Origin of the sequence: Clostridium sp. FS41 (assembly GCF_000954015.1) — a bacterium.
GTDB lineage: Bacteria > Bacillota > Clostridia > Lachnospirales > Lachnospiraceae > Enterocloster > Enterocloster citroniae.
Map to the genome: position 1 here is coordinate 25,106 of NZ_JYHN01000081.1, position 26,455 is coordinate 51,560.

The 26,455-nt window shown below is 48.2% G+C and carries 28 protein-coding genes; 17 read left to right on the forward strand and 11 right to left on the reverse strand.

Going from position 1 to position 26,455, the window contains the following annotated elements; translation table 11 throughout:
* The first annotated feature begins 16 nt into the window (after positions 1–16).
* From CLFS41_RS25620 to CLFS41_RS25680, 13 genes are all read left to right on the forward strand, one after another.
* A complete protein-coding gene (locus CLFS41_RS25620; protein WP_045093934.1) occupies positions 17–877 on the forward strand; it encodes a DUF3737 family protein in 861 nt (286 codons plus the stop codon).
* On the forward strand, positions 867–2,045 hold the full coding sequence (locus CLFS41_RS25625) for a MalY/PatB family protein (protein WP_045093935.1): 1,179 nt from the start codon (positions 867–869) through the stop codon (positions 2,043–2,045). Before CLFS41_RS25620 ends, CLFS41_RS25625 begins: the two co-directional genes overlap by 11 nt.
* Positions 2,045–2,677, forward strand: a complete 633-nt coding sequence (locus CLFS41_RS25630) for a LysE family transporter (RefSeq protein ID WP_045094021.1) — start codon at positions 2,045–2,047, stop codon at positions 2,675–2,677. Before CLFS41_RS25625 ends, CLFS41_RS25630 begins: the two co-directional genes overlap by 1 nt.
* A 6-nt stretch (positions 2,678–2,683) precedes the next feature.
* Positions 2,684–3,043 carry an iron-containing alcohol dehydrogenase gene (locus tag CLFS41_RS25635; protein ID WP_082082693.1) on the forward strand — a complete coding sequence of 120 codons (360 nt, stop codon included), beginning with the start codon at positions 2,684–2,686 and terminating at the stop codon, positions 3,041–3,043.
* A 163-nt stretch (positions 3,044–3,206) separates the two neighbouring features.
* Positions 3,207–4,346, forward strand: a complete 1,140-nt coding sequence (locus CLFS41_RS25640; protein WP_045093936.1) for a C45 family peptidase — start codon at positions 3,207–3,209, stop codon at positions 4,344–4,346.
* Between the two features lie 32 nt (positions 4,347–4,378).
* Complete coding sequence (locus CLFS41_RS25645; RefSeq protein WP_045093937.1) at positions 4,379–5,719, forward strand: AMP-binding protein; 1,341 nt, start codon at positions 4,379–4,381, stop codon at positions 5,717–5,719.
* A gap of 11 nt (positions 5,720–5,730) precedes the next feature.
* The gene (locus tag CLFS41_RS25650) at positions 5,731–6,492 is read left to right on the forward strand and encodes an ABC transporter ATP-binding protein (protein ID WP_045093938.1); all 762 of its coding nucleotides are present in this window, start codon (positions 5,731–5,733) and stop codon (positions 6,490–6,492) included.
* Between the two features lie 18 nt (positions 6,493–6,510).
* Positions 6,511–8,895: an ABC transporter permease gene (locus tag CLFS41_RS25655; protein ID WP_045093939.1), complete on the forward strand. Its 2,385-nt coding sequence runs from the start codon at positions 6,511–6,513 to the stop codon at positions 8,893–8,895.
* Between the two features lie 91 nt (positions 8,896–8,986).
* Positions 8,987–9,574, forward strand: a complete 588-nt coding sequence (locus tag CLFS41_RS25660) for a cyclophilin-like fold protein (protein WP_045093940.1) — start codon at positions 8,987–8,989, stop codon at positions 9,572–9,574.
* Between the two features lie 33 nt (positions 9,575–9,607).
* Positions 9,608–10,204 (forward strand): cyclophilin-like fold protein, encoded by a 597-nt coding sequence (locus CLFS41_RS25665; RefSeq protein WP_242856919.1) that lies wholly within the window; start codon positions 9,608–9,610, stop codon positions 10,202–10,204.
* Between the two features lie 16 nt (positions 10,205–10,220).
* Positions 10,221–10,532: a MerR family DNA-binding protein gene (locus CLFS41_RS25670; protein ID WP_329809270.1), complete on the forward strand. Its 312-nt coding sequence runs from the start codon at positions 10,221–10,223 to the stop codon at positions 10,530–10,532.
* A gap of 248 nt (positions 10,533–10,780) precedes the next feature.
* Positions 10,781–11,656: a DUF362 domain-containing protein gene (locus CLFS41_RS25675; RefSeq protein ID WP_329809271.1), complete on the forward strand. Its 876-nt coding sequence runs from the start codon at positions 10,781–10,783 to the stop codon at positions 11,654–11,656.
* Positions 11,657–11,711: 55 nt separating this feature from the next.
* Positions 11,712–12,623 carry a permease gene (locus tag CLFS41_RS25680; RefSeq protein WP_045093942.1) on the forward strand — a complete coding sequence of 304 codons (912 nt, stop codon included), beginning with the start codon at positions 11,712–11,714 and terminating at the stop codon, positions 12,621–12,623.
* A gap of 37 nt (positions 12,624–12,660) precedes the next feature.
* Here CLFS41_RS25680 and CLFS41_RS25685 read toward each other — a convergent pair whose 3' ends face one another.
* The 8 genes from CLFS41_RS25685 to deoC (CLFS41_RS25720) all read right to left on the reverse strand — a co-directional run bounded on the left by CLFS41_RS25685 (position 12,661) and on the right by deoC (CLFS41_RS25720) (position 19,612).
* Positions 12,661–14,772 (reverse strand): PTS sugar transporter subunit IIA, encoded by a 2,112-nt coding sequence (locus tag CLFS41_RS25685; protein WP_045093943.1) that lies wholly within the window; start codon positions 14,770–14,772, stop codon positions 12,661–12,663.
* A complete protein-coding gene (locus CLFS41_RS25690) occupies positions 14,762–15,310 on the reverse strand; it encodes a class I SAM-dependent methyltransferase (protein ID WP_045093944.1) in 549 nt (182 codons plus the stop codon). Before CLFS41_RS25690 ends, CLFS41_RS25685 begins: the two co-directional genes overlap by 11 nt.
* Positions 15,311–15,384: 74 nt before the next feature.
* Complete coding sequence (locus CLFS41_RS25695) at positions 15,385–16,647, reverse strand: PTS ascorbate transporter subunit IIC (protein WP_045093945.1); 1,263 nt, start codon at positions 16,645–16,647, stop codon at positions 15,385–15,387.
* Between the two features lie 28 nt (positions 16,648–16,675).
* The gene (locus CLFS41_RS25700; RefSeq protein ID WP_045093946.1) at positions 16,676–17,446 is read right to left on the reverse strand and encodes an SDR family NAD(P)-dependent oxidoreductase; all 771 of its coding nucleotides are present in this window, start codon (positions 17,444–17,446) and stop codon (positions 16,676–16,678) included.
* A gap of 40 nt (positions 17,447–17,486) precedes the next feature.
* The gene (locus CLFS41_RS25705; protein WP_007859402.1) at positions 17,487–17,786 is read right to left on the reverse strand and encodes a PTS sugar transporter subunit IIB; all 300 of its coding nucleotides are present in this window, start codon (positions 17,784–17,786) and stop codon (positions 17,487–17,489) included.
* The gene (locus tag CLFS41_RS25710; protein WP_007859401.1) at positions 17,786–18,238 is read right to left on the reverse strand and encodes a PTS sugar transporter subunit IIA; all 453 of its coding nucleotides are present in this window, start codon (positions 18,236–18,238) and stop codon (positions 17,786–17,788) included. The genes CLFS41_RS25705 and CLFS41_RS25710 overlap by 1 nt, the downstream gene beginning before the upstream one ends.
* A 17-nt stretch (positions 18,239–18,255) precedes the next feature.
* Positions 18,256–18,924 carry a deoxyribose-phosphate aldolase gene (deoC, locus tag CLFS41_RS25715; RefSeq protein WP_007859400.1) on the reverse strand — a complete coding sequence of 223 codons (669 nt, stop codon included), beginning with the start codon at positions 18,922–18,924 and terminating at the stop codon, positions 18,256–18,258.
* A gap of 22 nt (positions 18,925–18,946) precedes the next feature.
* The gene (gene deoC / locus CLFS41_RS25720; RefSeq protein ID WP_007859399.1) at positions 18,947–19,612 is read right to left on the reverse strand and encodes a deoxyribose-phosphate aldolase; all 666 of its coding nucleotides are present in this window, start codon (positions 19,610–19,612) and stop codon (positions 18,947–18,949) included.
* Between the two features lie 530 nt (positions 19,613–20,142).
* Here deoC (CLFS41_RS25720) and CLFS41_RS25725 point away from each other — a divergent pair.
* A complete protein-coding gene (locus CLFS41_RS25725; protein WP_045093947.1) occupies positions 20,143–21,336 on the forward strand; it encodes an ATP-binding protein in 1,194 nt (397 codons plus the stop codon).
* Positions 21,337–21,674: 338 nt separating this feature from the next.
* Here CLFS41_RS25725 and CLFS41_RS29635 read toward each other — a convergent pair whose 3' ends face one another.
* Positions 21,675–22,448: an IclR family transcriptional regulator gene (locus tag CLFS41_RS29635; RefSeq protein ID WP_007859397.1), complete on the reverse strand. Its 774-nt coding sequence runs from the start codon at positions 22,446–22,448 to the stop codon at positions 21,675–21,677.
* 65 nt (positions 22,449–22,513) lie between these two features.
* On the opposite strand from CLFS41_RS29635, the gene CLFS41_RS25735 reads away from it, so the two are divergent.
* From CLFS41_RS25735 to dmpG, 3 genes are read left to right on the forward strand one after another with little or no spacing between them, the layout of a single operon-like run.
* On the forward strand, positions 22,514–22,804 hold the full coding sequence (locus tag CLFS41_RS25735) for a hypothetical protein (protein ID WP_045093948.1): 291 nt from the start codon (positions 22,514–22,516) through the stop codon (positions 22,802–22,804).
* A 17-nt stretch (positions 22,805–22,821) separates the two neighbouring features.
* Entirely contained in the window at positions 22,822–23,694 is an 873-nt protein-coding gene (locus tag CLFS41_RS25740) for an acetaldehyde dehydrogenase (acetylating) (protein ID WP_007859392.1), read from the forward strand.
* 6 nt (positions 23,695–23,700) lie between these two features.
* Positions 23,701–24,711 carry a 4-hydroxy-2-oxovalerate aldolase gene (dmpG, locus tag CLFS41_RS25745; protein ID WP_007859390.1) on the forward strand — a complete coding sequence of 337 codons (1,011 nt, stop codon included), beginning with the start codon at positions 23,701–23,703 and terminating at the stop codon, positions 24,709–24,711.
* Positions 24,712–24,873: 162 nt separating this feature from the next.
* Here dmpG and sdaAA read toward each other — a convergent pair whose 3' ends face one another.
* Both sdaAA and sdaAB read right to left on the reverse strand, forming a co-directional pair.
* Positions 24,874–25,737, reverse strand: coding sequence for an L-serine ammonia-lyase, iron-sulfur-dependent, subunit alpha (sdaAA, locus tag CLFS41_RS25750; protein ID WP_045093949.1), 864 nt, complete (start codon positions 25,735–25,737; stop codon positions 24,874–24,876).
* Positions 25,737–26,417, reverse strand: a complete 681-nt coding sequence (gene sdaAB / locus CLFS41_RS25755) for an L-serine ammonia-lyase, iron-sulfur-dependent subunit beta (RefSeq protein ID WP_045093950.1) — start codon at positions 26,415–26,417, stop codon at positions 25,737–25,739. Before sdaAB ends, sdaAA begins: the two co-directional genes overlap by 1 nt.
* Positions 26,418–26,455 lie beyond the last annotated feature (38 nt).

Here is a 26,455-nt window from a genome sequence, read left to right on the forward strand (position 1 = left end):
CGAAGGGAGAATAACGATGAAGAAAATGATTGAGCAGAAATTATTAACTGGGGAAAGAGCACTTTTTCAGGGCAGCAATTTACAGATAAACCACAGCACGTTTGCTGACGGGGAATCACCATTAAAGGAGAGCAGTGATATCGGACTGTTTGAGAGCTCCTTTCAGTGGAAATATCCTCTGTGGTACTCCAAAAACGTGGTGTTAAAAAAGTGTTCCCTGTTTGAGATGGCGCGGGCGGGGATCTGGTATACGGAAAATATCTCCATAGAAGATACCATTATTGAGGCGCCGAAGAATTTCCGCAGGACGAAAGGCATTGTCCTCAAACGTGTGGCCATGACGAATGCGGCCGAAACCCTGTGGAACTGTGAAGATATCACAATGGAACAGGTGACCGCCAGGGGTGACTATTTTGCAATGAACTGCAGTAATATGAACATCAATGGGTTCCAACTGGTGGGGAATTATTCTTTTGACGGGGCAAAGAATCTGGAAATCCGCAACGCAAGGATGCTTTCCAAGGATGCTTTCTGGAACGCGGAAAATGTGACTGTATATGATTCCTATATTGCAGGCGAATACTTGGGCTGGAATTCCAGAAACTTAAAATTTGTCAATTGCGTCATCGAGAGCCTTCAGGGCATGTGTTATATAGAGAATCTGGAGATGGAGAACTGCCGTCTGGTGAATACGACCCAGGCCTTTGAATATTCCACCGTGGATGTGCAGGTCAATGGAATGATTGACAGTGTGATGAATCCGGCCTCAGGAATAATCCGGGCGGATAAGATTCAGGAAATTATTCTGGATGAGACAAAGGTGGTGCCGGAGCAGACAAGGATTATTACAGGGGAGGTGTTAAAAAGTGCCGTATGATTTTGAGAGAATCGTGAATCGCAGGGGCACGGCGTCACTGAAATGGGATGTGGAAGAACAGGAGCTTCCCATGTGGGTGGCGGATATGGACTTTCAGACAGCCCCGGAAATCATGGCGGCAATCCGGGAACGGGCAGACCATGGGATATTCGGCTATACCGTTGTACCGGATGCCTGGTACAAAGCCATACAGGATTGGTGGAAGAAACGCCATGGGTTCCTGATTGAAAAGGAATGGCTTCTTTTCAGCACCGGGGTAGTGCCTGCCATATCAAGCATTGTGCGGAAAATGACAATGGCAGGGGAAAATATCGTGATCCAGACGCCGGTTTACAATGTTTTTTTCAATTCCATCCGCAACAACGGCAGGAATGTTCTGGAAAGCAGGCTTAGGTGGGACAACGGACAGTACCGGATTGATTTTGAGGATTTGGAAGAGAAGTTTAAGAATCCCCAGACAACCATGATGATTCTGTGCAATCCCCACAACCCCATCGGGAAGATATGGGATCGGGAAACACTGGAGCGGGTGGGGGAACTTGCGTATAAACACCATGTTCTGGTGCTGTCCGATGAGATACATTGTGATTTGACAGACCCCGGACATGAATATATCCCGTTTGCCTCTGTCTCAGAGATGTGCAGGAAAAACAGTATTACCTGCATTGCGCCCACAAAAACCTTTAACCTGGCTGGATTACAGACTGCGGCGGTGGCGGTGCCGGATGAAAACCTGCGCCATAAGGTGAATCGGGGATTGAATACGGATGAGGTGGCGGAGCCCAATGTGTTTGCCATCACCGCGGCGGTGGCGGCATTTACCAAAGGGGAGGCATGGCTGGAGGAGCTGCGCAGTTATTTAAAGGCCAATAAGGATTATGTGAGGGAGTATCTGGCCCTGGAAATACCGGAGATTACCGCAGTCCCGTCAGACGCCACATACTTACTCTGGCTGGACTGCAGAAAGCTGATTGGCGATTCCACGATGCTCTGCCGCTTTATACGCAGTGACAGCGGGCTTTATCTTTCCGATGGGAAGGACTATGGAAACGGACAGTCGCATCTGCGCATGAATGTGGCATGTCCCAGAGAGCAGTTGAGGGAGGGGCTGGCCCGGCTGAAAAAGAGTGTGGCTGCGTATGGCGCATGGGCCTCCGGGCAGTGCTGATGGCAGGCCGTTACTTTTTGGACGGGATTTTTATCGGACTGCTTTTTGGGATACCAGTGGGCGCTGTCGGCGCTGTGACGGTGCAGAGGACGCTGCTTTATGGCTGGCGCGCCGGTTTTGTTTCCGGAATCGGCTCATCAGCCGCCGACATGGTATATGCGGTGATTGGTGTTTTCGGGCTGACGGTTGTATCTGATTTTTTACTCCGGTATCAGACTGTGATTGCAATAGCCGGGGGAGTGCTGATTCTGTTTATGGGAATCAGGATTGCGTCAGCGGGCGGGGGAGCCGCCAGTGAGGTGAACGGTGTATCGGGATTTTTTAAATTCTTTGGTTCCTCCTTTTTGATTGCAATTACAAATCCGGCGGCTGTTCTGTCATTTCTGTTTGCTTTTTCGCTTTTCGGAATTACCGGGCGCCTAAACGTTCCATGTGGTATGGGACTGGTGGGCGGGGTCTTTACGGGAACCTGTATCTGGTGGCTCGTGCTCGCCGTGGGAACCTTGTTTATAAGCAGAAAAACAAAGGCGGCGGACAGCGTCTGGCTGAACCGGATCTGTGGCGGGATAATGGCGGTGATTGGGATTGGGATTGCCGCAAGAACCTGCTTACACTGCCTGAAGATTTTCTAAAGGGGGATGAAAGATACAGCAATAGGCGCATACACCGATGCGACCCATGGCATGACGCTCTCCGCCATTTCCATGGCTTATTACCGCCATATCTGTCCATATGGGCTGGCGAAGTTTAAACGCTATGCGGTAAATGTGTGGGACGTGGAACCACTGGGCAGAAGCGATGAGGAGGTTGCCGGGGAAGGGCTTGACCGGATGGAAACCTATATGAAGGAAATTGGCCTTGTAACGGATATAAAAGAACTGGGCGTGACGGTAGACATGCTGGATGGGATTGCCGATGGCTCTTTCGTCATGGACGGAGGATACAAGAAGCTGGATCATGATGAAATAGTGGAAATACTTGCAGCAAGCATGCGGTAAATGCCAGGTACCAGAGTAGAAAGCAGATGCGCTTCCGTTAAGGGAATGTACATCTGCTTTTTTCCTCCGTGGGCGGTGTGTGTGACTGTATGGCAATTCTGATAATCAGGCGGCTGTTCCGGGAATATAACGAAAAAAAGAAAGCAGACGAGGAGAAAATGAAATGAAGCGTAGAAAAAGAATCATGCTGTGCGCTGCTCTGGCTGCGGCTCTGCTTGTGACCGGGGGCTGTAATATGAGGGGGCAGGAGATTCCTGATAAAGACGGCAAAAAAACGGCGGAACCGGGCGGGATCGCAACCGGGACGGAGTCGGAGGAGGCTCTGTCTATGGATTCTTCCCTTCTCATACCCACAGCAGACGTAGAGGAGCTGGAACCAGGTCTTTCCATGGTGAGGTATGAGGGGGATTATGGATTTGATGGCTTTTTAGATCAGGGAGGAGCGGCAAGTGATGATGAGGTCATTGATTATCTGTCACGTCATGTGGTCATGGGGGCCGCCGGACTGGAATTTAGGGAATCTGCCTTTGGCTGCAGTGCGCTGTCCGTACAAAGCCCGGATGGGGAGCAGTTGTTTGGAAGAAATTTTGATTGGAATAAGTGTAATGCACTGATTGTCAGCTCATATCCGGAAAATGGCTATGCGTCCATATCCACAGTCAATATGGATTTTGTGACAAACGGTTATGGCAGGCTGCTCTCGGTGCTTCCTGATCAGGTGAGGACTCGTGTCGCGCTGTATGCGCCGATGGACGGGATGAACGAGATGGGGCTGTGCGTGGCGGTGCTGATGATACAGGACAGCGATGCTGTGGATCAGGCCACAGATAAGCCGGATATTACCACGACTACGGCGGTCCGCCTGCTCTTAGACAAGGCGGCCGATGTGGAGGAGGCTGTTGAACTTCTTGGAACGTATGATATGCACGCCTCCATGGGAATGACAGTTCATTTTGCTCTCTCGGACCGGGCGGGGCGCAGTGTTGTGGTGGAGTATATAAACCAGGAGATGGCAGTGACTGATTCCCCGGTTGTCACTAATTTCTATCTGGCTGAAGGGGAGAAGCAGGGAATCGGCACAACACAGTCCCATACCCGTTATGAGATCTTGACAAAAAAGCGGTCGGAAACACCGGAAATGGATATGGAGGAGCTGAGGGATGCGATGGACAGTGTCAGCAAGGATAACTTCGGTGAGTTTGAATCTACGGAGTGGACCATCTGTTACAACCAGAGCCAGGGGGAAGCCCGCTATTACCACAGGGAAAATTATGGGAATGTCTATACATTCCGGATTCAGTGAACGTCCTGAACACAGGACGGACAGGAGGCTGCATGAATTATTTTCGGCTATTACAGAACTTATATCAAATGAAACGAAACGCGGGAAAAACCAGGGAGCAGCTTAGGAGACTTCAGGAGAAAAAGCTTAGGAAGCTGCTTCTGTTTGCATACGAAAACTCGGCTTATTACCACAGGACCTTTGAGCAGGCCGGGATTACCGGAAAGCAGATACCGAACCTTCCGCTGAACCGGTTCCCATCCATTGACAAGAGGGAATTTTTGGAGCATTTTGATGAGCTGGTGACCATACCTGGTTTAAGTCAGGAGGAACTGCGGCGTTTTGACGAGGAGGAGCCTGCGGACAGGCGGCGTTTTAGAGACAACTGCCATGTAGTCCATTCTTCCGGCAGTACCGGAAAGCCTGGATATTTTGTCTATGATGAGAAGGCGTGGAATGAGATGCTGGTGGGGATTATACGGGCCGCTCTGTGGAACATGACGATGCCGCAGATCTTAAAAATGCTGTCAGGCGGACTCCGCATTGTATATATTGCGGCCACGGACGGACGCTATGGTGGCGCTATGGCGGTAGGGGACGGAATTAAAGGCGTTCATGCCAGCCAGTTATTCCTGGATATTAAAACCCCGCTGGAAGAGTGGGTGGTGAGGATTCAGAAGTTTCGCCCTAACATGATTATTGGATATCCGTCCGCAATCAAGATTCTCGGAGAACTGACAGAGAATGGAAACGTCAAAATGGAGGTGCTCCGGGTGATTTCCTGCGGGGAGCCTTTAAGCGAGGGGCTTAGAAGCTATCTGGAACATGTTTTTTCAGCACAGGTGGTCAATATTTATGGCGCCAGCGAATCCCTTGCCCTGGGCGTAGAAACAGATCCTGCCGAGGGCATGGTTCTGTTTGATGATTTGAATTACATAGAGGTGGAAAACGGAAACATGTACTTAACCTCGCTTTACAATTACGCACAGCCATTGATCCGTTACCGTATTTCTGACCGGATCTGCCTGATGGAAGGTCAGGAGGGCCGTTGCCCTTTTACAAGAGCGGAGAGTATCCGGGGAAGAAACGAAGACCTGTTATGGTTTATGGATGGAACGGGTAAACGGGAGTTTTTACACCCTTTGGCCATTGAGGGGTTCTGTATCGAGGGAATGCTGGATTATCAGTTCCGCCAGACTGAGAACGATACATTTGAGATGCTGGTCGAGGTTTCAGACAGCACAAAGATGGATTTCATCCACAGACAGATGATGGGGCAGATGAGGCGTATTCTTTCGGAAAAGCAGTTGGACTATGTACAATTCTATGTGCGGTTTGTGGAACATATACTTCCGGACCCAAGAACCGGGAAGAAACCGCTGATCATAGCATGAAAGGAGGCACTATGAAAGAAATCATCATTTCCGGAAAGGGAATCTGTAAGACATTTTCCGGGAAGGGCGTTAAAAATCAGGTGTTGAATCACATAGACGCGGATATTTACAAGGGCGATTTTACGGTGATCATGGGAGCGAGCGGGGCAGGCAAATCCACGCTTTTATACTGTTTAAGCGGTATGGACCGGATCACGGACGGAAGGGTATTCTACCGTGGGGAAGAGATAAGCAGTTATCATGAACGCAGAATGGCGAAACTTCGGTCAGAAGAGTTTGGTTTTGTGTTCCAGCAGTCCCATCTGATCAGCAATCTGACCTTATTCGAGAATGTGGCGGTGGCCGGATATATAAGCGGGAGAACCAAAGCAGGCGGGGTGCGCCGTAAGGCGGATGAGCTGCTGCGGCAGATGAAGATTGAAAAAGCGGGGAGCCGTCTGCCGGGCGAGGTATCGGGAGGGGAAGCGCAGCGGGCCGCCATTGCCAGGGCTATGATTCACGAACCGGTGATTATGTTCGCAGACGAGCCGACAGGAGCCTTAAACCGGAGGAATACGGAGGAGGTGCTGGATCTTCTGACTGCGCTTAATCTGGATGGCCAGAGTATCATTATGGTGACTCATGACCTGCGGGCTGCTGTACGCGGCAATCGGATTATTTACCTGGAAGATGGAAAAAACGTGGGGGAGTTAACTCTGACACCTTTTATAAAGAGCGCCTCCAGGGAGCGGGAGAGCCGGTTAAACGCATGGCTGGCTGACTTGGAATGGTGATAGAACGGAGGCTGAGATATGGATGTGATAACACTTTTACAGGCCGGCAGGCGGGGGCGCAGGGGAAGCAGGATTGGCATCTCTGTCCTGATATTTGTGGTGTCCCTCACCCTTGCAACAGCCATTGCCGTGTGGTTGAACTCCGGACAGTATATCAGTCAGGAATTGGACCGGCTTGGTTTTGGGGACATTACGGTGTGGATCAACAGCCGTGTGGAGACAGATGCTGCTGCGGCCGAAACAGGTAATCTTGACGAGGTGGATGAGGTGCGTGTCCAGCCTCTGGTTTTTGCAGGCTATGAGATAAACGGAGTTCATTCCGACACCGAAGGGCAGCTGCTTGCATATGAGCCGGAAGCGTATCCCTACCGCTTTTTGAGCCTTGATCTGGACGGTTATGCAGCGCAGCCGGCAATGGAGCCCGGGGATATTTACCTGTCTCCGGTGATGCGGGAGCATTACAATGCGCGGATTGGTGACCGGATTCATTTTGAGCTGGCCAGGGATGGTGGGAATGCGGTATTTACAGTGAAAGGTTATTTTGAAGATCCGTTTATGGGCAGTTCCATGATTGATATGAAAAGCTTTTTAATTGGCAAGACGGACTTTGAACGGGTTCTTACAGATATAAGGACAGCGGACAGTTTCCAGGTTCTTGGGAGGGAGGGGGCCATGCTCCATATCTTTCAGGCAGAAGACAGCCTCCTGCCCTATGCAGAGTTTAACAGCCTGCTTCATGAACGGACTCTTTTCGGTTCCGGCACGGAGTTTGTGTATTCCTATTCTTCAATCTATGGCTTCATGCTGGTATTGCAGAATCTATTTACGGGCTTTTTGGCAGCCTTTTCCGCTATCCTCACCTTTGTAGCCATGATTGTTATGGGACACAGCATCGTTAGCACGATCGAACAGGATTATAAAGATATGGGGATTTTAAAGACGATTGGCTGTACCTCTGCAAAATTACGGCTGGTACAGGTTTCTCAGTATGGAATCCTCCTTGTGATTGGCATGGCGTCAGGACTGGCTGTATCCGGGGTTGCAGCGGACGCTGTCTCAAAGGTTATGGTAACATCCACCGGAATGCGCATTCCTACAGCAGTTCCCTATGGCACATGCCTGTTTGTTTTTTTGCTGATACTGGTTATTTTTATCCTGTTTATCTATCTGAAAACCATACGAATAGCGGGAATTTCACCGATCCGTGCCATCAATGGCCAGATACAGGGAAATGACAGCGGCAGGCCGGGGTCAGGAGGCGCAGGAACGGAAGGAAGGAAAACGGGGATAAATCCCCGGGCATTGAGTTTATCTCTGGCAGTCCGGGAGCTGGCTTCAGGGAAAAGGCGGTATATGGGGATTTTTATGGTGACGGTTCTTCTGGTATTCTTTTCTTCTGCGATTGGGCGGATGAACCGCTGGCTGGGGCCGGAGGGGGAAGGGCTTATGAATGCCTTCAGCGCCGCAGACCACGATTTGGGGGTACAGCCCATGCGCACCGTGGATATGGGAGAAGTGGAACGGATGATTGCGTCCTATTCTCCCATCGAGGAGAGTTATCAGCTGGCTATGCAGAGCGTTGCCGTCAATGGAGTGGATTATACGGCAAATGTGATCAATGAGCCGGAACGGTTTCACCTTTTGGCCGGGGAGCCGCCCAGCGGCGCTGACCGGATTGTGGTTACGGAGTTTGCAGCAGAAGATCTGGGGGCAGGAATCGGGGATTTGGTGACCGTGTCAGAGGAAAATCGGAAACAGTCCTACCAAATCAGCGGGATTTATGAGTGCGCCAACGAGATGGGCGGAAATATCGGAATGAGCCGGGAGGGCTATGAAAGGATTGGAGATATAAACGGTTTTATCTGGTGTTATCACTATATCCTCTCCGACAGCGGGGGGAAGGATGAGGCGCTGGCTGCCCTGCAGGCTGCTTACCGGGTGGATGTATCTGTCCATACGAATAGCTGGTCCGGGCTGGAGGGAATTGTGAGTACCATGCACACCCTGACCATTTTCATGTACATGGTGGCGGCACTCTTTATCTTTATTGTCATGTTTCTGATCGGAAGCAGGCTTTTGCACACGGAACAGAGGAATATGGCGGTTTATAAAAGTATCGGTTTTACGGCGGGGCGGCTCCGTCTGGCATTTACTCTCCGTTTTGGCGTAGTGGTCGCTTCCGGCGCTGCCGTTGGTGTTCTGTTAAGCGGCGTCTTTGCGGACCGGATGATTGCCTCGGTTTTAAAGCTGTTTGGAATCGGCTCATTCCATTCCGGCTTCGGGCCAGCGGGCAGTGTGGCGCCGGCCGGTATGGTGACGGGACTGTTCCTGCTTTTTGCGTATCTGGTGTCCGGCCGGGTAAGGAAAGTGGAATTGACGGCGTTAATGAATGATTATTCCTAATTAGAATGATTTTTCATTATTTATAAGTATTTGCTATTGAACTTTTACGTTGTTATACTGAATTTAGAAAACAAGAGAGGAAGTATCAGATATGTTCAAAAAAATAAATGTGTTGTTGGTTGCATCGCTGTTGGTTTTATCGGTGGCCGGCTGTTCCGGGCGTTCTGCCGGAACAGAGGCGCAGGCTGAAACAGAGGCGGCAGCCATACAGACTGAAAATACCGTAGACAGTGGACAGGAAGGCGCCCAGGCCGGGGCGGTGGGGGAATTGCCGGATCTGGAGATTCGATTTGGCTATGACGGGGAGCCGTTTATTCTGCGTCTATATGATAATGACACTGCGGCAGAGATTGCGAGAGATGTGGGCGAGGCTTCCTGGAATCTGCCAATTTATCATTATGACGATTTTGAAAATCATGAAGTTATGCAGTATTACGACATTCCGGGCAGATATACCATACCATCAGACCCGGAAACCATCACTTCGGAGCGGGCCGGGGAAGTGTATTATTCCGAGCCGAACCGGATGATCCTGTTTTACCATGACGCTGAGGTGACAGGGGAGTATACAAAAGTAGGTTATATTGAGGGAACCGGGGAGCTTAGCGAGGCAGTGGAGAACAACCCGGTTCTGGAGGGCTGGAGCAACAAAATTGTGTCTATTCAGTGGGCACAGTAGTAACTTATGTCAAACAGGAAAGGATGAAATCAGATGAGAAAAATCTTGAGCTTTATGATGGTCACTTTTGCAATGATAACCCTGGCAGCATGCCAGAGGAGCGGAGTAAATACCGCTCTGGCCCAGACAACGGCTGAAGCGGCAGGCCCCGGGATTGTAAATAGCCGGATGGAAACCAAAGTCGGCCCCGGTGTGGTTAGTGACCAGGCTGATACCAGTGCGGCAGCCATAGAAACCGCTCTGCAGGAAGAAACTTCCGAACCTGCTTTGGCAGAAAATGAAAAAACAAGGATTCGTATTGTGGCGGGAGAGAACACCATTGTGTTTGAATTAAATGACAGTGCGGCGGCAAAGAGCCTGTACCGGCAGCTTCCCTTGTCATTGGATGTTGAGAATTTCAGCAACAATGAAAAGATCTTTTATCCTCCGGAAAAGCTGGATGTCACAGATACCCCGCAGGCGGCTTCCGGCATGGGTACGCTGGCCTACTATGCTCCATGGGGAGATGTGGTCATGTTCTACGGAGAGTACAGTCCCAACGGACAGCTGTATGAATTAGGGCAGGCTGTCTCGGGAACAGAGAATATTCACAGCCTGTCCGGAATATTGCAGATTGAAAAGGACGAGTAAATAATAAAATCTACTGATTCCTGAAGTACCCCGCAGCGAGTCTGGCATCCGCATCTATGATGATACAGTTTTAAACTGGATTGACTTTGTTATGAGGTTTAAAAGAGGCGGCATGGCGTTGGAGGCAATTCGGGAGTATGTGCAGCTTGCCTTAAAGGGCGAGGAAACAAAAGCGGCAAGGAAAGAGATTCTGATGGAAGCAAAGGAAAGCCTGGAGGCAAGGCTGATGGAAATGCAGGAGAGCCTTGACGTTATCAACTACAAGCTGGACACTTATGAGCAGAAATGCGGTCCGATTACGATGGAGATTGGAAAGGAGAACTCCTGATTACCAAAATGCTAAAAACTGCAATGGGCATGGAACGTAAATCATGCAGTCGATCGTAATCGCCAGAGGGCAGAAAGGATATTATGAACAAGAAAATACATTTTATCGTGACGGTTGTTGCGTCAGCCGCTTTATTGGCAGGCTGCTCGCAGCCGGAAGAGGCAGTTCCTCAAAATATGAATAGCCAGAAAGAGGGCAGCGGGAAAAGCACTTCCGAGGTACAGAACATAACGTCCTCAGAAATCTCTATGGCAGGACAGCCGGAGAAAGGGGCTGTCGTTTATATGACGGCGGATATCAATTCAGACAGTCTTATGGAAATTTATCAGGCGCTGGGCGCGGCCCCAACCGGCAGGGTAGCGGTAAAGCTGTCTACCGGAGAACCGGGGAGTAACTATCTGCGCACAGACCTGATTGGCGGTCTTGTCCAGTCCCTGCAGGCAGCAATTGTAGAGTGCAACACTGCCTATGGAGGGGCCAGGTCCAACACGGCCATGCATTATCAGGTAGCAAAAGATCATGGTTATACTGCCATTGCTGATATAGATATCATGGATGAGGACGGTTCCATGACGCTTCCGGTTACAGGAGGAACCAATCTGACGGAAAATTATGTGGGAGAGCATTTTTCTGACTACGACTACTATGTGATACTGTCCCATTTCAAAGGCCATGCTATGGCTGGGTTCGGGGGAGCAATTAAAAATATCTCCATTGGGCTTGCATCAGCGGAAGGTAAAAACCATATTCACACGGCAGGAAAGGGCGGGAGCATGTGGAGCGCTTCTCAGGACCCGTTCCTGGAATCCATGGCGGAGGCCGGAAAATCGGTTGCGGATGCTCTGAATGGGAACATCCTCTATATCAATGTGATGAACCGTCTAAGTGTGGACTGTGACTGTGATACAAGCCCTGCTGAGCCGGATATGCATGATATAGGAATCCTGGCTTCCTACGACCCGGTGGCCCTGGATCAGGCATGCGTTGACCTGGTTTATGCTGCTGCGGACGGACAGTCCCTGGTGAATCGGATTGAATCCAGAAATGGTATTCACACCCTGGAGCAGGCGGAGAAGATAGGGCTGGGGAGCAGGATCTATACGCTGGTTAATCTTGATGAGTAAAAGACAAAGATGGCTGCAAAGATAATTTTTCAAATACTGGAATTGAGGTAGAGCTATGATTGAAGCACTTCACAGGGAATTTATTTATATCTGGTATTATTTTGACCTGCAGTTCCGGCAGATTTTCTTTTACTGGGCGGTGGGGATTCTGATTGGTTCCCTGATGTCTGTTTTTCTCAAGAAACATATCCATGACAGAATGTCTTCGCTGGGAAAACGAAAGATGGGGATATGGGGAATTATTCCCGCCTCCGCATTGGGAATACTTTCCCCGCTCTGTATGTATGGGACTATTCCCATTGCCGCCTCTTTTTCTAAAAGTGGGATGCGCGAGGACTGGATAACCGCATTTATGATGAGTTCTGTCCTGCTAAATCCACAACTGTTCTTTTATTCTTTTGCGCTGGGGACAGAGATTGCAATGCTCCGTCTGCTGGCGGCCTTTATATGCGGCTGCGCAGGCGGACTTCTCATACATATTTTTTTTAAACAAAGAAGCTTTTACAAGTTTACGGATTTTGATCTGCCGGAAAACCGAGATAGTGAGGCGAATATTGTGAGGCGTCTTTTGAAAAATATGGGACGCAATATAAGGATAACCTTTCCGTATTTTTTGTTGGGAGTTCTATTGACTGCCCTATATCAGAGGTATGTGCCGTCCCGGTGGGTTACCGGTTTATTTGGAGCGAATCAGGGACTGGGCGCACTGATGGCAGCGGCTCTTGGCATTCCTCTTTATACCTGCGGCGGTGGGACGATTCCTCTGATTGCAGCCTGGCTGGGAGAGGGGATGAGTAAGGGCAGCGCCACCGCCTTTATGATTGCCGGGCCCGCTACGAAGCTTACCAATTTGGGGGCGGTAAAAATTGTTCTTGGAGCAAAGCATTTTATTCTGTACCTTGTTTTTTCAATTCTAATGTCTACTGGTGCTGGAATGTTGGTTGATTTGTTATTTTATGGTATATGAATATTTGCAGCACTCTCTACAAGAGCGGCGGCCGATGTTAGCTTATGATGCTCAAAAGTTCATAGGCACTGGTGGATAAACGGATTGCCTCCCGTTTTTTTGCATCCCCCAGCAGGTCCACCAGTTCCTCCAGGACCTTTATGTGGGCTGTGTTATGATTTGACAGGAGCATGACAATTAAATCCACCGGGTCATTATCCGCATGGTTGAAGCGGACCGGCTTATCCAGGGTAATTACGCTCATGCATGGGCCAGAAAGCTCCGGTGCAAGAAGATGAGGAAGCGCTACTCCCTTGTCAATTACCATATAGCCGCCCAGCTTCCGTTTAATGCGTATCATCTCGTCAATATGCCTCTGGGTGATATATCCTTTTTTCTTTAACAGATCTCCGGCCAGTTGGATAGCGTCATAACAATTCCTTGCATGTACATTCACCGCCACCAGAGATTCGTCAAGCAGATTCCTCACGGCCGGCTTGTGGCTCTTGTCCAGCCCTTGTACCTCCTCTTTGATATCCCGGGTTAGCTCGATGGACAGCTTGATACGCTCCTCCGGCTTCAGCTCTAAGGAACGGGCTACTATGTTAATGGTGGCGCTGATATACTTGTTGAAGTCCACATTCTGCATCCTTAGCATGAACATTCCCATGAGCTTGTTGATATCTTCCAGCTTAAGAAGGGGATTTACTGTGACGCATTGGTATTGTGTGCTTTCTAAAGGCAGAGTAGAGATGATAAGGTCACAGGAGAGCGGCTGCGCAGCGCTGATGAACTCGTGGTAGGATATGGATTTTACTACATTTACATTGGAAAATATGGATTTCAGGCGGTTCTCCAGTATCCTGGACGTTGCAACTGTACTGTTGCACACGATGATTACATCTTTCTTTACCGCGGCCTCCAGCGGATTCTTGAGAATGCAGGCAACAATATACATAGAAATATATACCGCTTCCCGGCTGCACACTTCCTGGTTTACAGTTCCCAGCCGTTCTTTGAGGATGGCACATAGCTTCTGCCTGACCACCTGGCAGACATCGGGGAATGTTTCCTCTATCTCCTGCAGCGCAGCATTATGCTCCGCGGGTATATTGAGGAACAGGCGGTACTGCATGACGCTGAGGTGGGCAGCCAGATCCAGAACAGTATCATCCCCTTCTTCAAATTCGATTTCCAGGGAGTCCTTTACTTCGGCAATCAGTTCCTTTGCGATCAGGACATGCTCTACATTGATTTCCTGGGAGGAACCAAATTTACGCAGCGACATCCACTCTGCATGGATCAGGAACATCTCATTTTCATCCGCATCCAGTCCAGTCTGATCCAGAATCATGTCATGGATCCGGTTATAGTCAAATCCGGATGGTACCTCAATGTGGGGAAATGTCTGTCTTTTCACACTGACTGGATGCCCTCTATCCATGCGTGTGAATGCGGTGAGAAGATATAGGAACATGGCGCAAAATCCATTGTCCGATATGGTCACATGGGCGCTATCCTGAAGTTCCCTGATTATAAACAGGATTTTCTCCCTCCATGCATTTAATACATTGCAGAAAGAGGTCATCTGATACTTCCGCAGCAGGCTCTCAGCCTGTGTGAACCTCATACCTATCAGCTCCTGCTGGTGCGTTCCCGTCTCCAGCATCTCTCTCAGAACCATGATGCATCCCCTGCGGATGTTATTTTCCGTATCCCGCACCGTAATTCCCATGTGCGGCTTGGATACCATATGGATGCAGGACCGGTCCATCCAGGATTTCACCTTCTGCAGGTCATTAGAAACTGTGGCAGCGCTTACCTGCAGCTTTTCCGCCATTTCGGCAATGCTGGTGGAGGAGCCTTCTGACAGGAGCCATCCCGTGATGGAACGGACCCTCTCGGCAGAGGACATTACATATCCTCCTGTCCCTTTTTCCCTCAAATGCATTTGGATCTGCCCATTGATGTCCTTTAACAGTATCCCTATTCCCGGAATCCTCACCACCGGTTCATGCGAAAATCCCCCCAGCCACTCATCGATAACATCCAAATCGCTGCGAATGGTCCGGGAACTCACTGACAGCAGGCTGGCCAGCTCTCCTGTTGTCATGGCCTGCCGTGACTGAATCAGTATTTCAATTATACGTACACATCGTTCATAGAGCATAAAACCATTCCTCATCCCTGTTTTTGTAATAACACCGTTCCTCAACTGATTCTTCATCCGACAGATAGCTTTGGCTCGAATGTGCCAGTGTAAAGCCGCAGTCACAGGCCCATTGATCCAGAACCGGCACAAGTGCGCGGTATGTACTTTTGTAGCTGAACATAATCATCCCTCCCGGATTCAGATATCCGGGCAGGTGTATCAATATATCTTCGCAATCCCTAATGTTATGTAATACCATGAAAAGGCAGATCAAATCATAATGTTTCCCGGACAGACATGCTTCTTCAGAGATAAAATGAATGTTTTTCCGGCTGAACACGCGGCTCGCAAACTCAATGCGCTCCTGGTCCGGGTCATATGCCGTAACCCGGCGGCAGTGGCAGGAGAGCAGATAGCTGCCCCATCCATAGCCGCAGCCATAGTCCAACACGTCTTTCCCAGCCGTGCTGCCAGCAACATTTTCATATGAAGCCAGCATAGCACGGAGGAACGGGTCCCTGCGGATCAGTTCCAGGTACTGTTCGGATTCCTGCATTTTTCCCTCCGATCCAGAAACAGGCAAGCCTGCATTTTCTGTTACGGAATGCGTGGCCTGCCATATATTTTTATTTAGTGGAACAGTGACATGAGCTTTGCAATCAAATATCCGATTGTATTAAAGTCCATAGCTTCATATGCTCCTCCTGTTGCCATGAGATGTCCTGTCATGGGGAAGGTAAGAGCCACTGCAAACTGGAGTATAAAGCCTGTTATAAGAGCGCTGAATATACAGTTTTTAAGGCCTCCCCTGGCATTGGCGTACACGCCGACCAGTGCTCCTTCAAAAAAGTTGATCTGGACTCCAGGTACCACAACCGGTGAGAAACCGGTAAAAGCCATAACCAGAGTAGCCAGGATGGAACCTAAAAGGCTGAATACGAAACCCAGCATCACAGCAGTGCCGGCGTAAGGGAATACCGTGGGATAGTCGAGGCCCAGGACCGCGTTAGGCAGCAGCTTTTCAGCAACACCGGAGAATGCGGGAATCAGTTCTGCCAGCATCATGCGCACGCCATAGAGGATGACTGCGATTCCTCCTCCAAAGGTGAGTGACTGTATTAGGACATATAGAATCCAGGGAGTTCCTTCGGCCAGCTCTCTTACAACCGCGGGGCCGGCAATAAAGGTGAAAATAAAATTCATTACAAGCACGGCCATGCAGGTTGCGATTATACTGTCCTTGAGCCAGTTAAGCGAACTGGGAAATTCAATCTCTTCTGTGGATTTTCCACCCTTCTTAAACAGCCTTCCGGCTTCTCCGGCAATAACGAGCGCAATGGCACTGGGGACAAAATTAGCATGCTCCGTAGTCACAGGCTTTAAGTAGTGGGCGGAAATGGTGGTGGCAATCCAGTAATACACGCCTGAAATAAGGCCGCCGATTGCTATCAAAGTGATTCCGGAGAATCCGAAGCCCGCCATAATGCTTGCCATGAAGCCTGCCCAGAAAAGCTGAAGGTGTACGGTCATGGCCAGATTCTTCCATGGCGTAAATTTGGCAAGCAGGATATTAATGACAAATCCAATGATGAAAATTAATGCGGCTTCCGTTCCAAATTTGGCCATGGACTCGGCATAGACCACCCAGTACAGAGGCAGCACGCCGTCCACGCCCAGCCCCCGTTGCACAAGGGTTGTCAGCAGGGTGATAGGAGTACCAATAATAGTTGTACCTGCGCTTAGGATCAGATATCCCATCATAGTCTTTACAGTTCCCATGACAATATCACTGACATTCTTTCTTAAAAACATCAAACCAATACATGCTATAATACCCAACATTACCGTGGGATTACCAAGCACGTTGGTAATAAAATCAATTGCAAAGTTCATAGTATCCCCCTCTCCATCCTACGTTCCTTTACAGTTTCCAGGCTGCCGTGGGCGTCTGGGTTGCCCATATTCCTCCATCCAGTCCTATGGTCTGTCCTGTAATATAGCTCGCCTGATCCGAGCAGAAGAAGCTGACCAGGTCAAATGCATCATCGGTTTCCCCAAACCTGCGAAGCGGTATCTGGCATAGCTTGCTCTCTGCCCTGTTTTTAATCACGTCTTCTGCCATTGGGGTGTTTAATACGCCCGGCGCATAGCAGTTTACGCGGATCTTGTATGGGGCTAATTCAGCTGCCCAGACCTTTGTAAGTACAATCATGCCAGCCTTGGCCGCCCCGTAGGCCCCTGAACCCGTATTAGGGAATGTTGCCAGGATGGAGGATACATTGATGATATTTCCACCATTTTCCTTCATATAAGGCACGCTGGCGTGAGTACAGTACATGGGACCCATGAGGTTTACATCTACCATGAGCTTCATATGCGTATCCGTAGAGCTCTCAATCATACCCTTGTGAAGAACCCCGGCATTATTAATCAGTATATCGATCCGGCCAAACCGTTTGCCTATATCATCGATGGCTGATGTCACTTGTCTGTTGTCGCTGACATCTACCGCGTAGGTCAAAAAACGGCCGGTATCCGGGTTCACTTCTCTTACTACGGCATCCAGGTTCTGGCCATTAAGATCCAGGAGGCTGACCACGGCGCCTTCTTCATAGAAACGGATCGCAAGTTTCTTTCCTGCCCCCTGACCGGCACCCGTGACAATTACTACTTTATTCTCAAATTTCCCCATGTCCGATTCCTTTCTTAATTATGAATTGCTCCCAAAGTCCTTACAATTTCTGTTTAATTCCATTTGCTTCGCAATATTCCCGCAGCTTGTCCTTTATTTCCTGCTTATTTACAAAGCTGGTAAGCTGTATGATCGGTTTATCAATGTCCTGCACAAGATAGGCCAGTTCCCTTCCTATCAGCACCAGATCCGCAGTGCGTGCCGCGCCCTTCCCTGTTGTAATATCACTGACCTCAAGTCTAGCCTCTATACCCAGGTCCTTAAGCGCCTTCTCTGCATTCATCTTCAGGATTACGCTGCTCCCCATGCCGCATCCACAAATCGTAACAATATGTAACATTATTCCTCCACCTCCACATCATTGAATATCCTGGCAACCATCTCCCGGCGGTCACACGCTGTAATCCGTTCCAGCATCCTGTCATCTTCAAATATGGTGGCAATAGCCTGCATGATTTTTAAATGAAGATCATCATTGCTTCCCGCCAGTCCGATTAACAGGTAGACCGGATCATTGCTCTCATTGCCAAATTCCACAGGCTGGGACAATGTCATGATACTAATGCCGCTCTTTATGACGCCGTTGGTACTTCTTGCATGAGGCATTGCCAGTCCCGGAGCCACCACGATATACGGCCCAAGGTTTTTGACCGTTTGGACCATGGCATTCACATATTCCCTGGTCACATAGCCATTATTTAAAAGTATGGTTCCTGATTTTATGACCGCATCCTGCCAGTCAGCTGCAGACACATTTAATTCTATATCATCCAAACTTACCAGTTTCTGCATCCCGATCCTCCGCCTTTTTACAGGCCACCAATGATTTCCTCTCCAGCACTGGCGCCGATTCTTGTAGCCCCTGCCTCAATCATGGCAAGGGTATCCGCGGTGGTGCGGATTCCTCCAGCCGCTTTGATGCCTGTCCCAGGCTTTACGCTGCTGCGGATTAGTTTCACATCATCCACAGAAGTGGAACGCGGCAGCATAGCCGAAAATCCGGTGGAAGTCTTGACTATGTCCACACCATGCTGCTCCGCAAGGCCACATGCTTTTACAATCTGGTCATTCGTAAGCAGCGGGGTCTCAATAATCAGCTTAACGATTGCCCCCCTGGCATGGCTGGCCTTTACCACGCCATCCAGTTCCTCAATTATGATGTCGTATCTCTCAGACTTTAACGCAGATACATTCATTACCAGGTCAATTTCCTGGGCTCCCTTGTCAAGGGCGTCCTCTGTCTCATGGATTTTCACATCCGGCCAATCAAATCCCAGAGGAAAGCTGATAACCGTGCACACCTTTGTGTCGGAATCCTTCAGTGCCTCGGCTGCCGTTTCTATCATATTGGGCAGTATGCAGACACTGGCAAAATGGTTCTCCTTTGCATTCCGGCAAAACTTGGCGACATAGTCATGGTTCATTCCAGGTTTTAATGTTGTCTGGTCAATATAACGCGCCAATTCATTTCTATTCATTTTTCTGTCCTCCTCAATCGTTTCAATCCTGAAAGCTGTCTACAATTTTGAATGCGGAACTGGTTGCAATCCGTTCTGCTCCAGCTTCTATCATGGCGATAGCATCTTCCTTGGTCCTGACGCCGCCAGAGGTCATAACCTTTATTGCATCATGGTAGTGGTCTTTGATGAGTTTTACCTGATCTGTGGTGGTGACAAACCCGAAGCCTGTATTTGTCTTAAGATAGGGAATTCCCAATTCAATTGCCATCTCGGCAGCCCGCAGCTGTTCGTCTTCGGTTAAGAGACTGGCAAAATAAATCATTTTCATGATTCTGCCTTCCATCATATCCACAAAAGGCTTCAGATCTTCCTTGACATAATCATACCTGCCTGATTTAAAGGCGCTGACATCCATGGAGATGTCCAGTTCATCCGCTCCGTCCTTAAGTGCCTGTTTCGCCTGGTATAGTTTTGCTTCATGGGTCATACCGCCCAGGGGATAGGAGATTACGCTGACCAGTTCCTTGCCTGCCTGGTGAAGTATGTCTGCATTTCCCCGGATGAAAAATGGTTCTGTCAATGTGGTGGCAAAGTTATAATTCAGTGTTTTTCGCACAAACTCCTCCACCTGTGCCAGGGTAGGCGCCGGCGTTGCACCCAGGGAAGCATCGATCATCCGTTCCACATCGTTTCTTGTTACATCCATGCCTTATTCCTCCTCGAGATTGTTGTTTTATTTCGTCTTCATTCTAAGGTCATGTATGTTGGAAGTCAATTTGAAATACCCCCTCCCAGTTGTGGAACTTTTATAATTATTTGGCAATATTCCATACGTATCTTGTCGAATTTTACCATTATTTTATTCGGATTTCCACTATTATTTATATACATTTATCACTCCATTTGTTAATCCTGTCTTTCGCTTTGTACCACTTTTTGCATCAAAGATTTCAATATGTTAAGGTAGCGGTTCTTCGATAGCCGCCGGACGTTTTTTCTCTCTTTTTATACTGGGCCCACCATTTACATCAGCCTGGAAAAATACTTTTGTAATTGTCATTCGGATTAAAATCATCAGCAAGGTGCTTCTTGCGTACAATAGTGAGAAAATAGCATAATAACACATCTTACAAATTTCGCAAAGCGGTGAACTTTGTAAAATGTTTATTACAAACTTTACAAAAATGAGAAGATATGTTATTGTTGGTTTATAAAAACTATGGGGAGGTGTAACAAATGATTGAACGAAATGATTATCTTGAAAGTTTAATTAGTTTTAAAGATAAAAACCTAATAAAAGTAATAACTGGAATTCGCCGCTGCGGTAAGTCAACGATGTTTGAATTGTATCAGTCCTATTTAAAAGAGAATGGAGTAGAAGAGGAACAAATCATAACCGTTAATTTGGAGGACGGTGATTATCGTGGTATTCGCACCTCAGAAAAGCTATATCAATATGTGGAAAGTAAATTGGTAAAGAGCAATAAGAACTATGTATTTTTAGATGAAGTACAGCAAGTTGAAAATTTCCAGGAAGCAGTAGACTGGCTTTATGTAAAGAAAAATGTAGATTTATATATTACGGGGTCTAATGCGTTCCTGCTTTCCGGAGAACTTGCCACATTGCTCTCTGGCAGGTACGTTGAGATAAAAATGCTTCCTCTTTCTTTTAAGGAATATATATCAGCATATCCTGGAAACACAAATACAGGTGCACTGTATATGAATTATTTACAAAACAGTTCTTTTCCAGGAACGCTTGAACTTGCAAGAAAACAAGATATCAGAGTTTATCTTGAGGGAATTTACAATACAATCTTGCTCAAAGATATCGTTACCAGAAAGAAAATATCTGATCCATCTATGCTTCAAAGCGTGGTGGAATTTATGTTTGATAACATTGGAAATATGTGTTCCGCCACTAAGATTGCAAATGCAATGACATCATCAGGAAGGAAAATCAGCGTACCTACTGTGGAAAACTATCTCTCTGCTCTTTGTGACAGTTTTATTCTATATAAGGTAGGAAGATATGATATAAAAGGGAAGCAGTATCTCGTTACAGGATCGAAATATTATGCAGCGGATATAGGGCTTCATTATTTTATATTAGGCACGAAACAGGCAGATATGGGGCATATCTTAGAAAATATTGTTTACCTGGAACTTATAAGACGAGGTTATGAAGTTCATATAGGAAAAGTTGGAGATGCTGAGGTTGATTTTATTGCCATTGGCGCCGAAGGGGAAGAATATTATCAAGTATCTCAGACCGTATTGGAAGAGCAGACACTAAAGCGGGAACTTTCATCACTGGATGCAATAAAAGACCATAATCCCAAGTATCTTCTTACTATGGATTATACGCCACTGACATCCTATAATGGTATCAAGCAGATTAATGTTTTGGAATGGCTTCTAAAGAAATAGACAGAAATATCTATTACTAATGAGACATATGAGTTTGTGGAGGATTTTGTGCTGAATAGGATAAGGGTCCTATGTATGCTGTTTTTACGCCGAGGAGGGAAGGTTTTTATGGAATGCCGGTTTTTTAAAAAAATTGGAAAAAAAGCCAACGGCTGAAGATCAGCCAGCTATAAAACAGGATATATTGTTTGAATTCCCTGGTCTGGGTATTGGATTAGGGGATTTTTTTATTTCTAAAAAAGGATATCCGGTATCCTGATACAGGATACCGGATCATACATGGCGGCTTTCGTTAGATACTGGATGAATCTGCGGAGAATAAAACCTCCAGACATACATTAATGGGCCTGGTAATTATAAATTTGCCGCGACATTGCCGCGGCAGCTAACCGCATATCATGTATCAGGTCAGTATTTTGAAGCTTGTCCAGAATTCTGCCCGTTGCCCCGGAAATACTGATGGCAAAGCCAGGCTCCTCAAAGCTTTTGAAAACCGGAAAACCTATGCATGTAAGGCCTATTTCTATCTCTTCATTGTCCATAGAATATCCGCGCTCTCTGCTCAGTTTCAGTTCATGTAAAAGCGCATCTCTCTGGGTGATCGTATTATAAGTCTTAGCCTTAAGTGGAAAAGACAGAATCTGGTCAATTTGTGCTTCCGATTTATAGGACAAAAGACATTTTCCTACACCGGTACAATACATGTAGTTTTTAACACCCATTTGAGTGTTGATAAAAATAGATGAATCCGATTCTACTTTGTCCAGATAAATGACACTGTTATCAGACTGTACAGCGCTGTGTACTGTTTCATGATATTTATGAGAGAGCTGTTCAAGAAAAGGATGTGCAATCCGTATCAGGACATTATTCATCTTTAGGGCATTGGATAGAGATAATATCTTAGGCCCCAGGCAATACTTCTGATTCTCTTCATTTTGCAATAGATACCCAAGGGAGGACAGACTGTTTACAAGGCCAAAGGTAGTACTTTTATTTAATTCCAGCCTTTCAGAGATATCCTTCAAACTTAATTCTACCACATTATTCTGGAACAGTTCTAAGATGGACATGGCCCGCTCTAAAGACTGTATGATTTTTGTTGTTGCCATAACATTCCTCCTCGTAATAGTAATTTAACACTGGATATATCCTTGCGCCATTGTCAGGCATTGTTATGGGTGGAGCCACCGCTTCCTGTGTGGCAGGAGCTACCGTGGCATCCCAGGTTTTCGGTCCAACCATCCTTTCATTTGGAGTGACTGCAGTCCAGGCAGCTGTAATGATTCATGCGGGCTGCTGTGTGTTTGACTGTCTGCCTCACGGGAGTTTCTTCCATATCAGTGCAGGAACGCTGCAGATGTCAATCAAGGAAAGGCTTAAGATCATTCCATATGAGTCTCTGATCGGATTTAGCATGACGGCAGTGGCAACGATTGTCTATGGTGTATTAGGGTTTACATTTTAGTTTTGGGAGGCATTTTCATGGAAAAAATTAAAGTAGGTATCATCGGTCCGGGCAATATAGGAACGGATTTAATGTATAAGGTCATGAAGAGCAGCAGCTTGGAAATGAAGCTGATGGCCGGTATTGTGGAATCAGAAGGGATCAGGCGGGCCGCAGGACTGGGATTTGATACTTCAATTGAGGGCGTGGATGCAATAGCTGCAGATACTGAAATCCGCATTGTATTTGATGCAACCAGTGCAAAAGCACATTTACATAATGCCCCTATATTAAAGAAAGCAGGGAAGATCGTTATGGATATGACACCGGCTGCGGTTGGTCCTTATGTGGTACCGTGTGTCAATATGGACAGCCTTCCGTTTGATACGGATAATTTCAATATGGTGACCTGCGGAGGCCAGGCCACGGTTCCTATCGCTTATGCAATTAATCGTGTCGCTGATTCGGAATATACCGAGATCGTGTCCGCAATTTCTTCAAAGAGTGCAGGGCCAGGTACCAGGGCCAATATTGATGAATTTACAGAGACCACATCCAAGGCATTGGAGATAGTGGCGGGATCTGATAAAGGAAAGGCCATTATTGTATTGAATCCGGCCAATCCTCCGTTGATGATGACTAACACAGTCTATGCATTGGTTAAGAATCCCGATGAGGCAAGGATAAAGGATTCAGTAGAAGCAATCGTAAAGGAAGTAAAAAGTTATGTTCCCGGCTACCGCCTGCGGGTGCCGCCGGTCCTTGATGGAAATAAGGTTACGGTTATTGTGGAAGTGGAAGGTGCGGGCGATTTTCTTCCGGCCTATTCCGGGAATCTGGATATTATTAATCAGGCTGCTGTGGCAACAGCTGAAAAGGTGGCAGGCAGGCTGTTGGGTGGAAAGAGGTAAAATGGTATGATCAGAAGAAAGGTTAAGCTTATAGATACAACCTTGCGGGATGGCAGCCATGCCGTAAGCCATAGTTTTACCGTTGACCAGGTAAAAGCAGTGGCAGAAGGATTAGATAGGGCAGGGGTAGATTTCATAGAATTGAGCCATGGAGATGGAATTGGCGGTTCCTCTATTAACTACGGATTTTCTGCTGTGGATGAACTTACACTGCTGCGTGCGGCAGGGGAAGTAATCAAAAATGCAAAACTTACAGTGCTGCTGCTGCCTGGAGTAGGCACTATAGAGAACTTAAAGCGGGCAGAGGAAACAGGAATCGGCGCAGTGAGGGTGGCAACTCATGTTACTGAAGCGGATGTATCGGTCCAGCATATACGGTATGCTAAAAGTAAAGGCCTGTTTGTCGTTGGATTTCTGATGATGTCCCATATGGCAGAACCTGAGAAGATTGTGGAACAGGCCAGAATTTTTGAAGCAGAGGGAGTCGATTATATTAATTTGGCTGATTCTGCCGGATATATGTTGCCAAATGACGTGCACAGGCGTATTGCAGCCTTAAAGGAATCGGTCAGTGTTCCAATCGGATTTCATGCCCATAATAATATGGGATTGGCCATGGGGAACAGTCTGGCTGCTCTTGAGGCAGGAGCAGAGTATCTTGACGGAACATGCAGGGGGCTGGGAGCCGGTGCGGGAAACACCCAGATGGAAGTGTTATGTGCGGTTCTTAACCGCATGGGTTATGATATTCATGCGGATATTTATCAAATGATGAATGTGGCTCAGACAACAGTGGAGCCACTGATGCATCGCCCGCAGGCAATCCGTACGGATTCCCTTATGCTGGGGTATGCAGGTGTCTATTCCAGCTTCCTGCTCCATGCGCGCCGGGCTGCTAAACAGTTTGGTATCGATATCAAAGATATTCTCATAGAATTAGGGCGCCGCGGCATGGTGGGCGGTCAGGAAGATATGATTGTTGATGTTGCTTACGAATTATCAAAAAACAGGTTTTGATTTTATAAAAATATAAAACAGACGGCTGGAAGAACACCGGCCGTCTGTTTGTCTGGTTTATGCCGAAAGCGGTGGCGGTATGAGGAAGGCCGGGATTTACCATGGGACTATGAAGCCATGTATCCACTGAATTCTAACAGAACCGCCCGCTCCCTACCCCCGTCACCCCCCGCATGCCGCACATCCCGAAGGTGTGACCGCGCATCCTCCCATGGCTGTTTCCCTGAAATCCGGAGAGAGCCGTCTCCCCACATTGTACATGGCGGCCAGCATCTCATCAAAGGGGATCAACTGCCGGACACCGCTTAGGGCCAGCTCTGCTGATGTCAGGGCATTGGCTGCGCCAATGGCATTCCGGTTCTGGCAGGGGTATTCCACCAGTCCGCCAACCGGATCGCACACCAGACCCAGAAGGTTCATCAGTGCGGTGGAGGCGCTTTCCAGGCACTGGGCCGGGGTGCCGCCCATAAGCTCCACTGCCGCGCTGGCAGCCATGGCCGAGGCTACTCCGACCTCCGCCTGGCAGCCGCCCACTGCTCCTGACACGGTGGCATTCCGCATGGCGAGATACCCAATGGCGCTGGCATTATACAGTGCCGGAAGGATGGTGCTGTCAGGGAGGTCGTGTTCCTCTGAAAGGGCTAATAGGACTCCGGGCACCACTCCTGAGGAGCCGGCTGTGGGAGCTGCCACGATCAGTCCCATGGAACTGTTAATCTCCAGCACAGCCATGGCATAAGAGATTGCCCTGGAAAGAAGTCCGCCGCAAATGGATTTTCCTTCCCGCAGATGGCGTTCCACCAGCCCGGCTCCGCCGCCGATCAGTCCGCCCATGGAAGGGCGCGGCCTTTGGATGGGCTCAGATGCCGCATTTTTCATGATAGTGAGAACCTGCTTCATCCTTTCGTCCAGCGCTTCGCGGGTGGTATCTGTCTGGCTGCACTCCCTGTGTTTCATGATTTCAGAAACAGGGCACCCGTATGTATCGCAGAGCAGGATCAGCTCCGCTCCATTTTTAAAATCCATCATCCCACCTCCCGTATCTGTATCAGCATGACATTTTCAACATCCTGATTCTCTTTGATCCTCTGCTGTGTGGCCTCCGGAAGCGAGCCGTCAAACTCCACAATGCTGTAAGCCCGGTTCCCCCTGGCTTCCCGGAAGAGTTTCATAAAAGCAATATTGACCTTTCCTTTGCTTAAACAGCTTGTGATATGGGCAGCCATGCCAATACAGTCCCTGTGGACCACGATCAGGGTATTGTATTCGCCTGAAAAATCCACTTCAATGCCGTTTATGCGCACGATCCGTATTTTCCCGCCGCCAATGGACTCGCCTCTCAGTGAAACCGTCTTTCCACTGACACCGGTCATATGGATGTCCACTGTATTGGGGTGGAGCTCCGTCTCAATCTCATTGCGGGTAAATGTCCATGTGATGTTCTGTTCGCCGGCCAGATCATATGCGTTTGGAATGCGTACGTCATCTGTGGAAAAACCCATGATCCCCCCAAGCAGTGCCCGGTCCGTGCCATGGCCTTTATATGTTTTTGCAAAAGAACCGTAAAGGATAAATTCCACCTCCCGCGCCGGCTCGCCCAGCAATTTTCGGGCCATAAGGCCAATGGAGCAGGCTCCGGCGGTGTGGGAACTGGAAGGTCCCACCATATTAGGACCCAAAACGTCAAAGATACTGATAAAAGACATAAATTTCCCCTCTTTTTCATTAAATTGAAGTGTCTTGT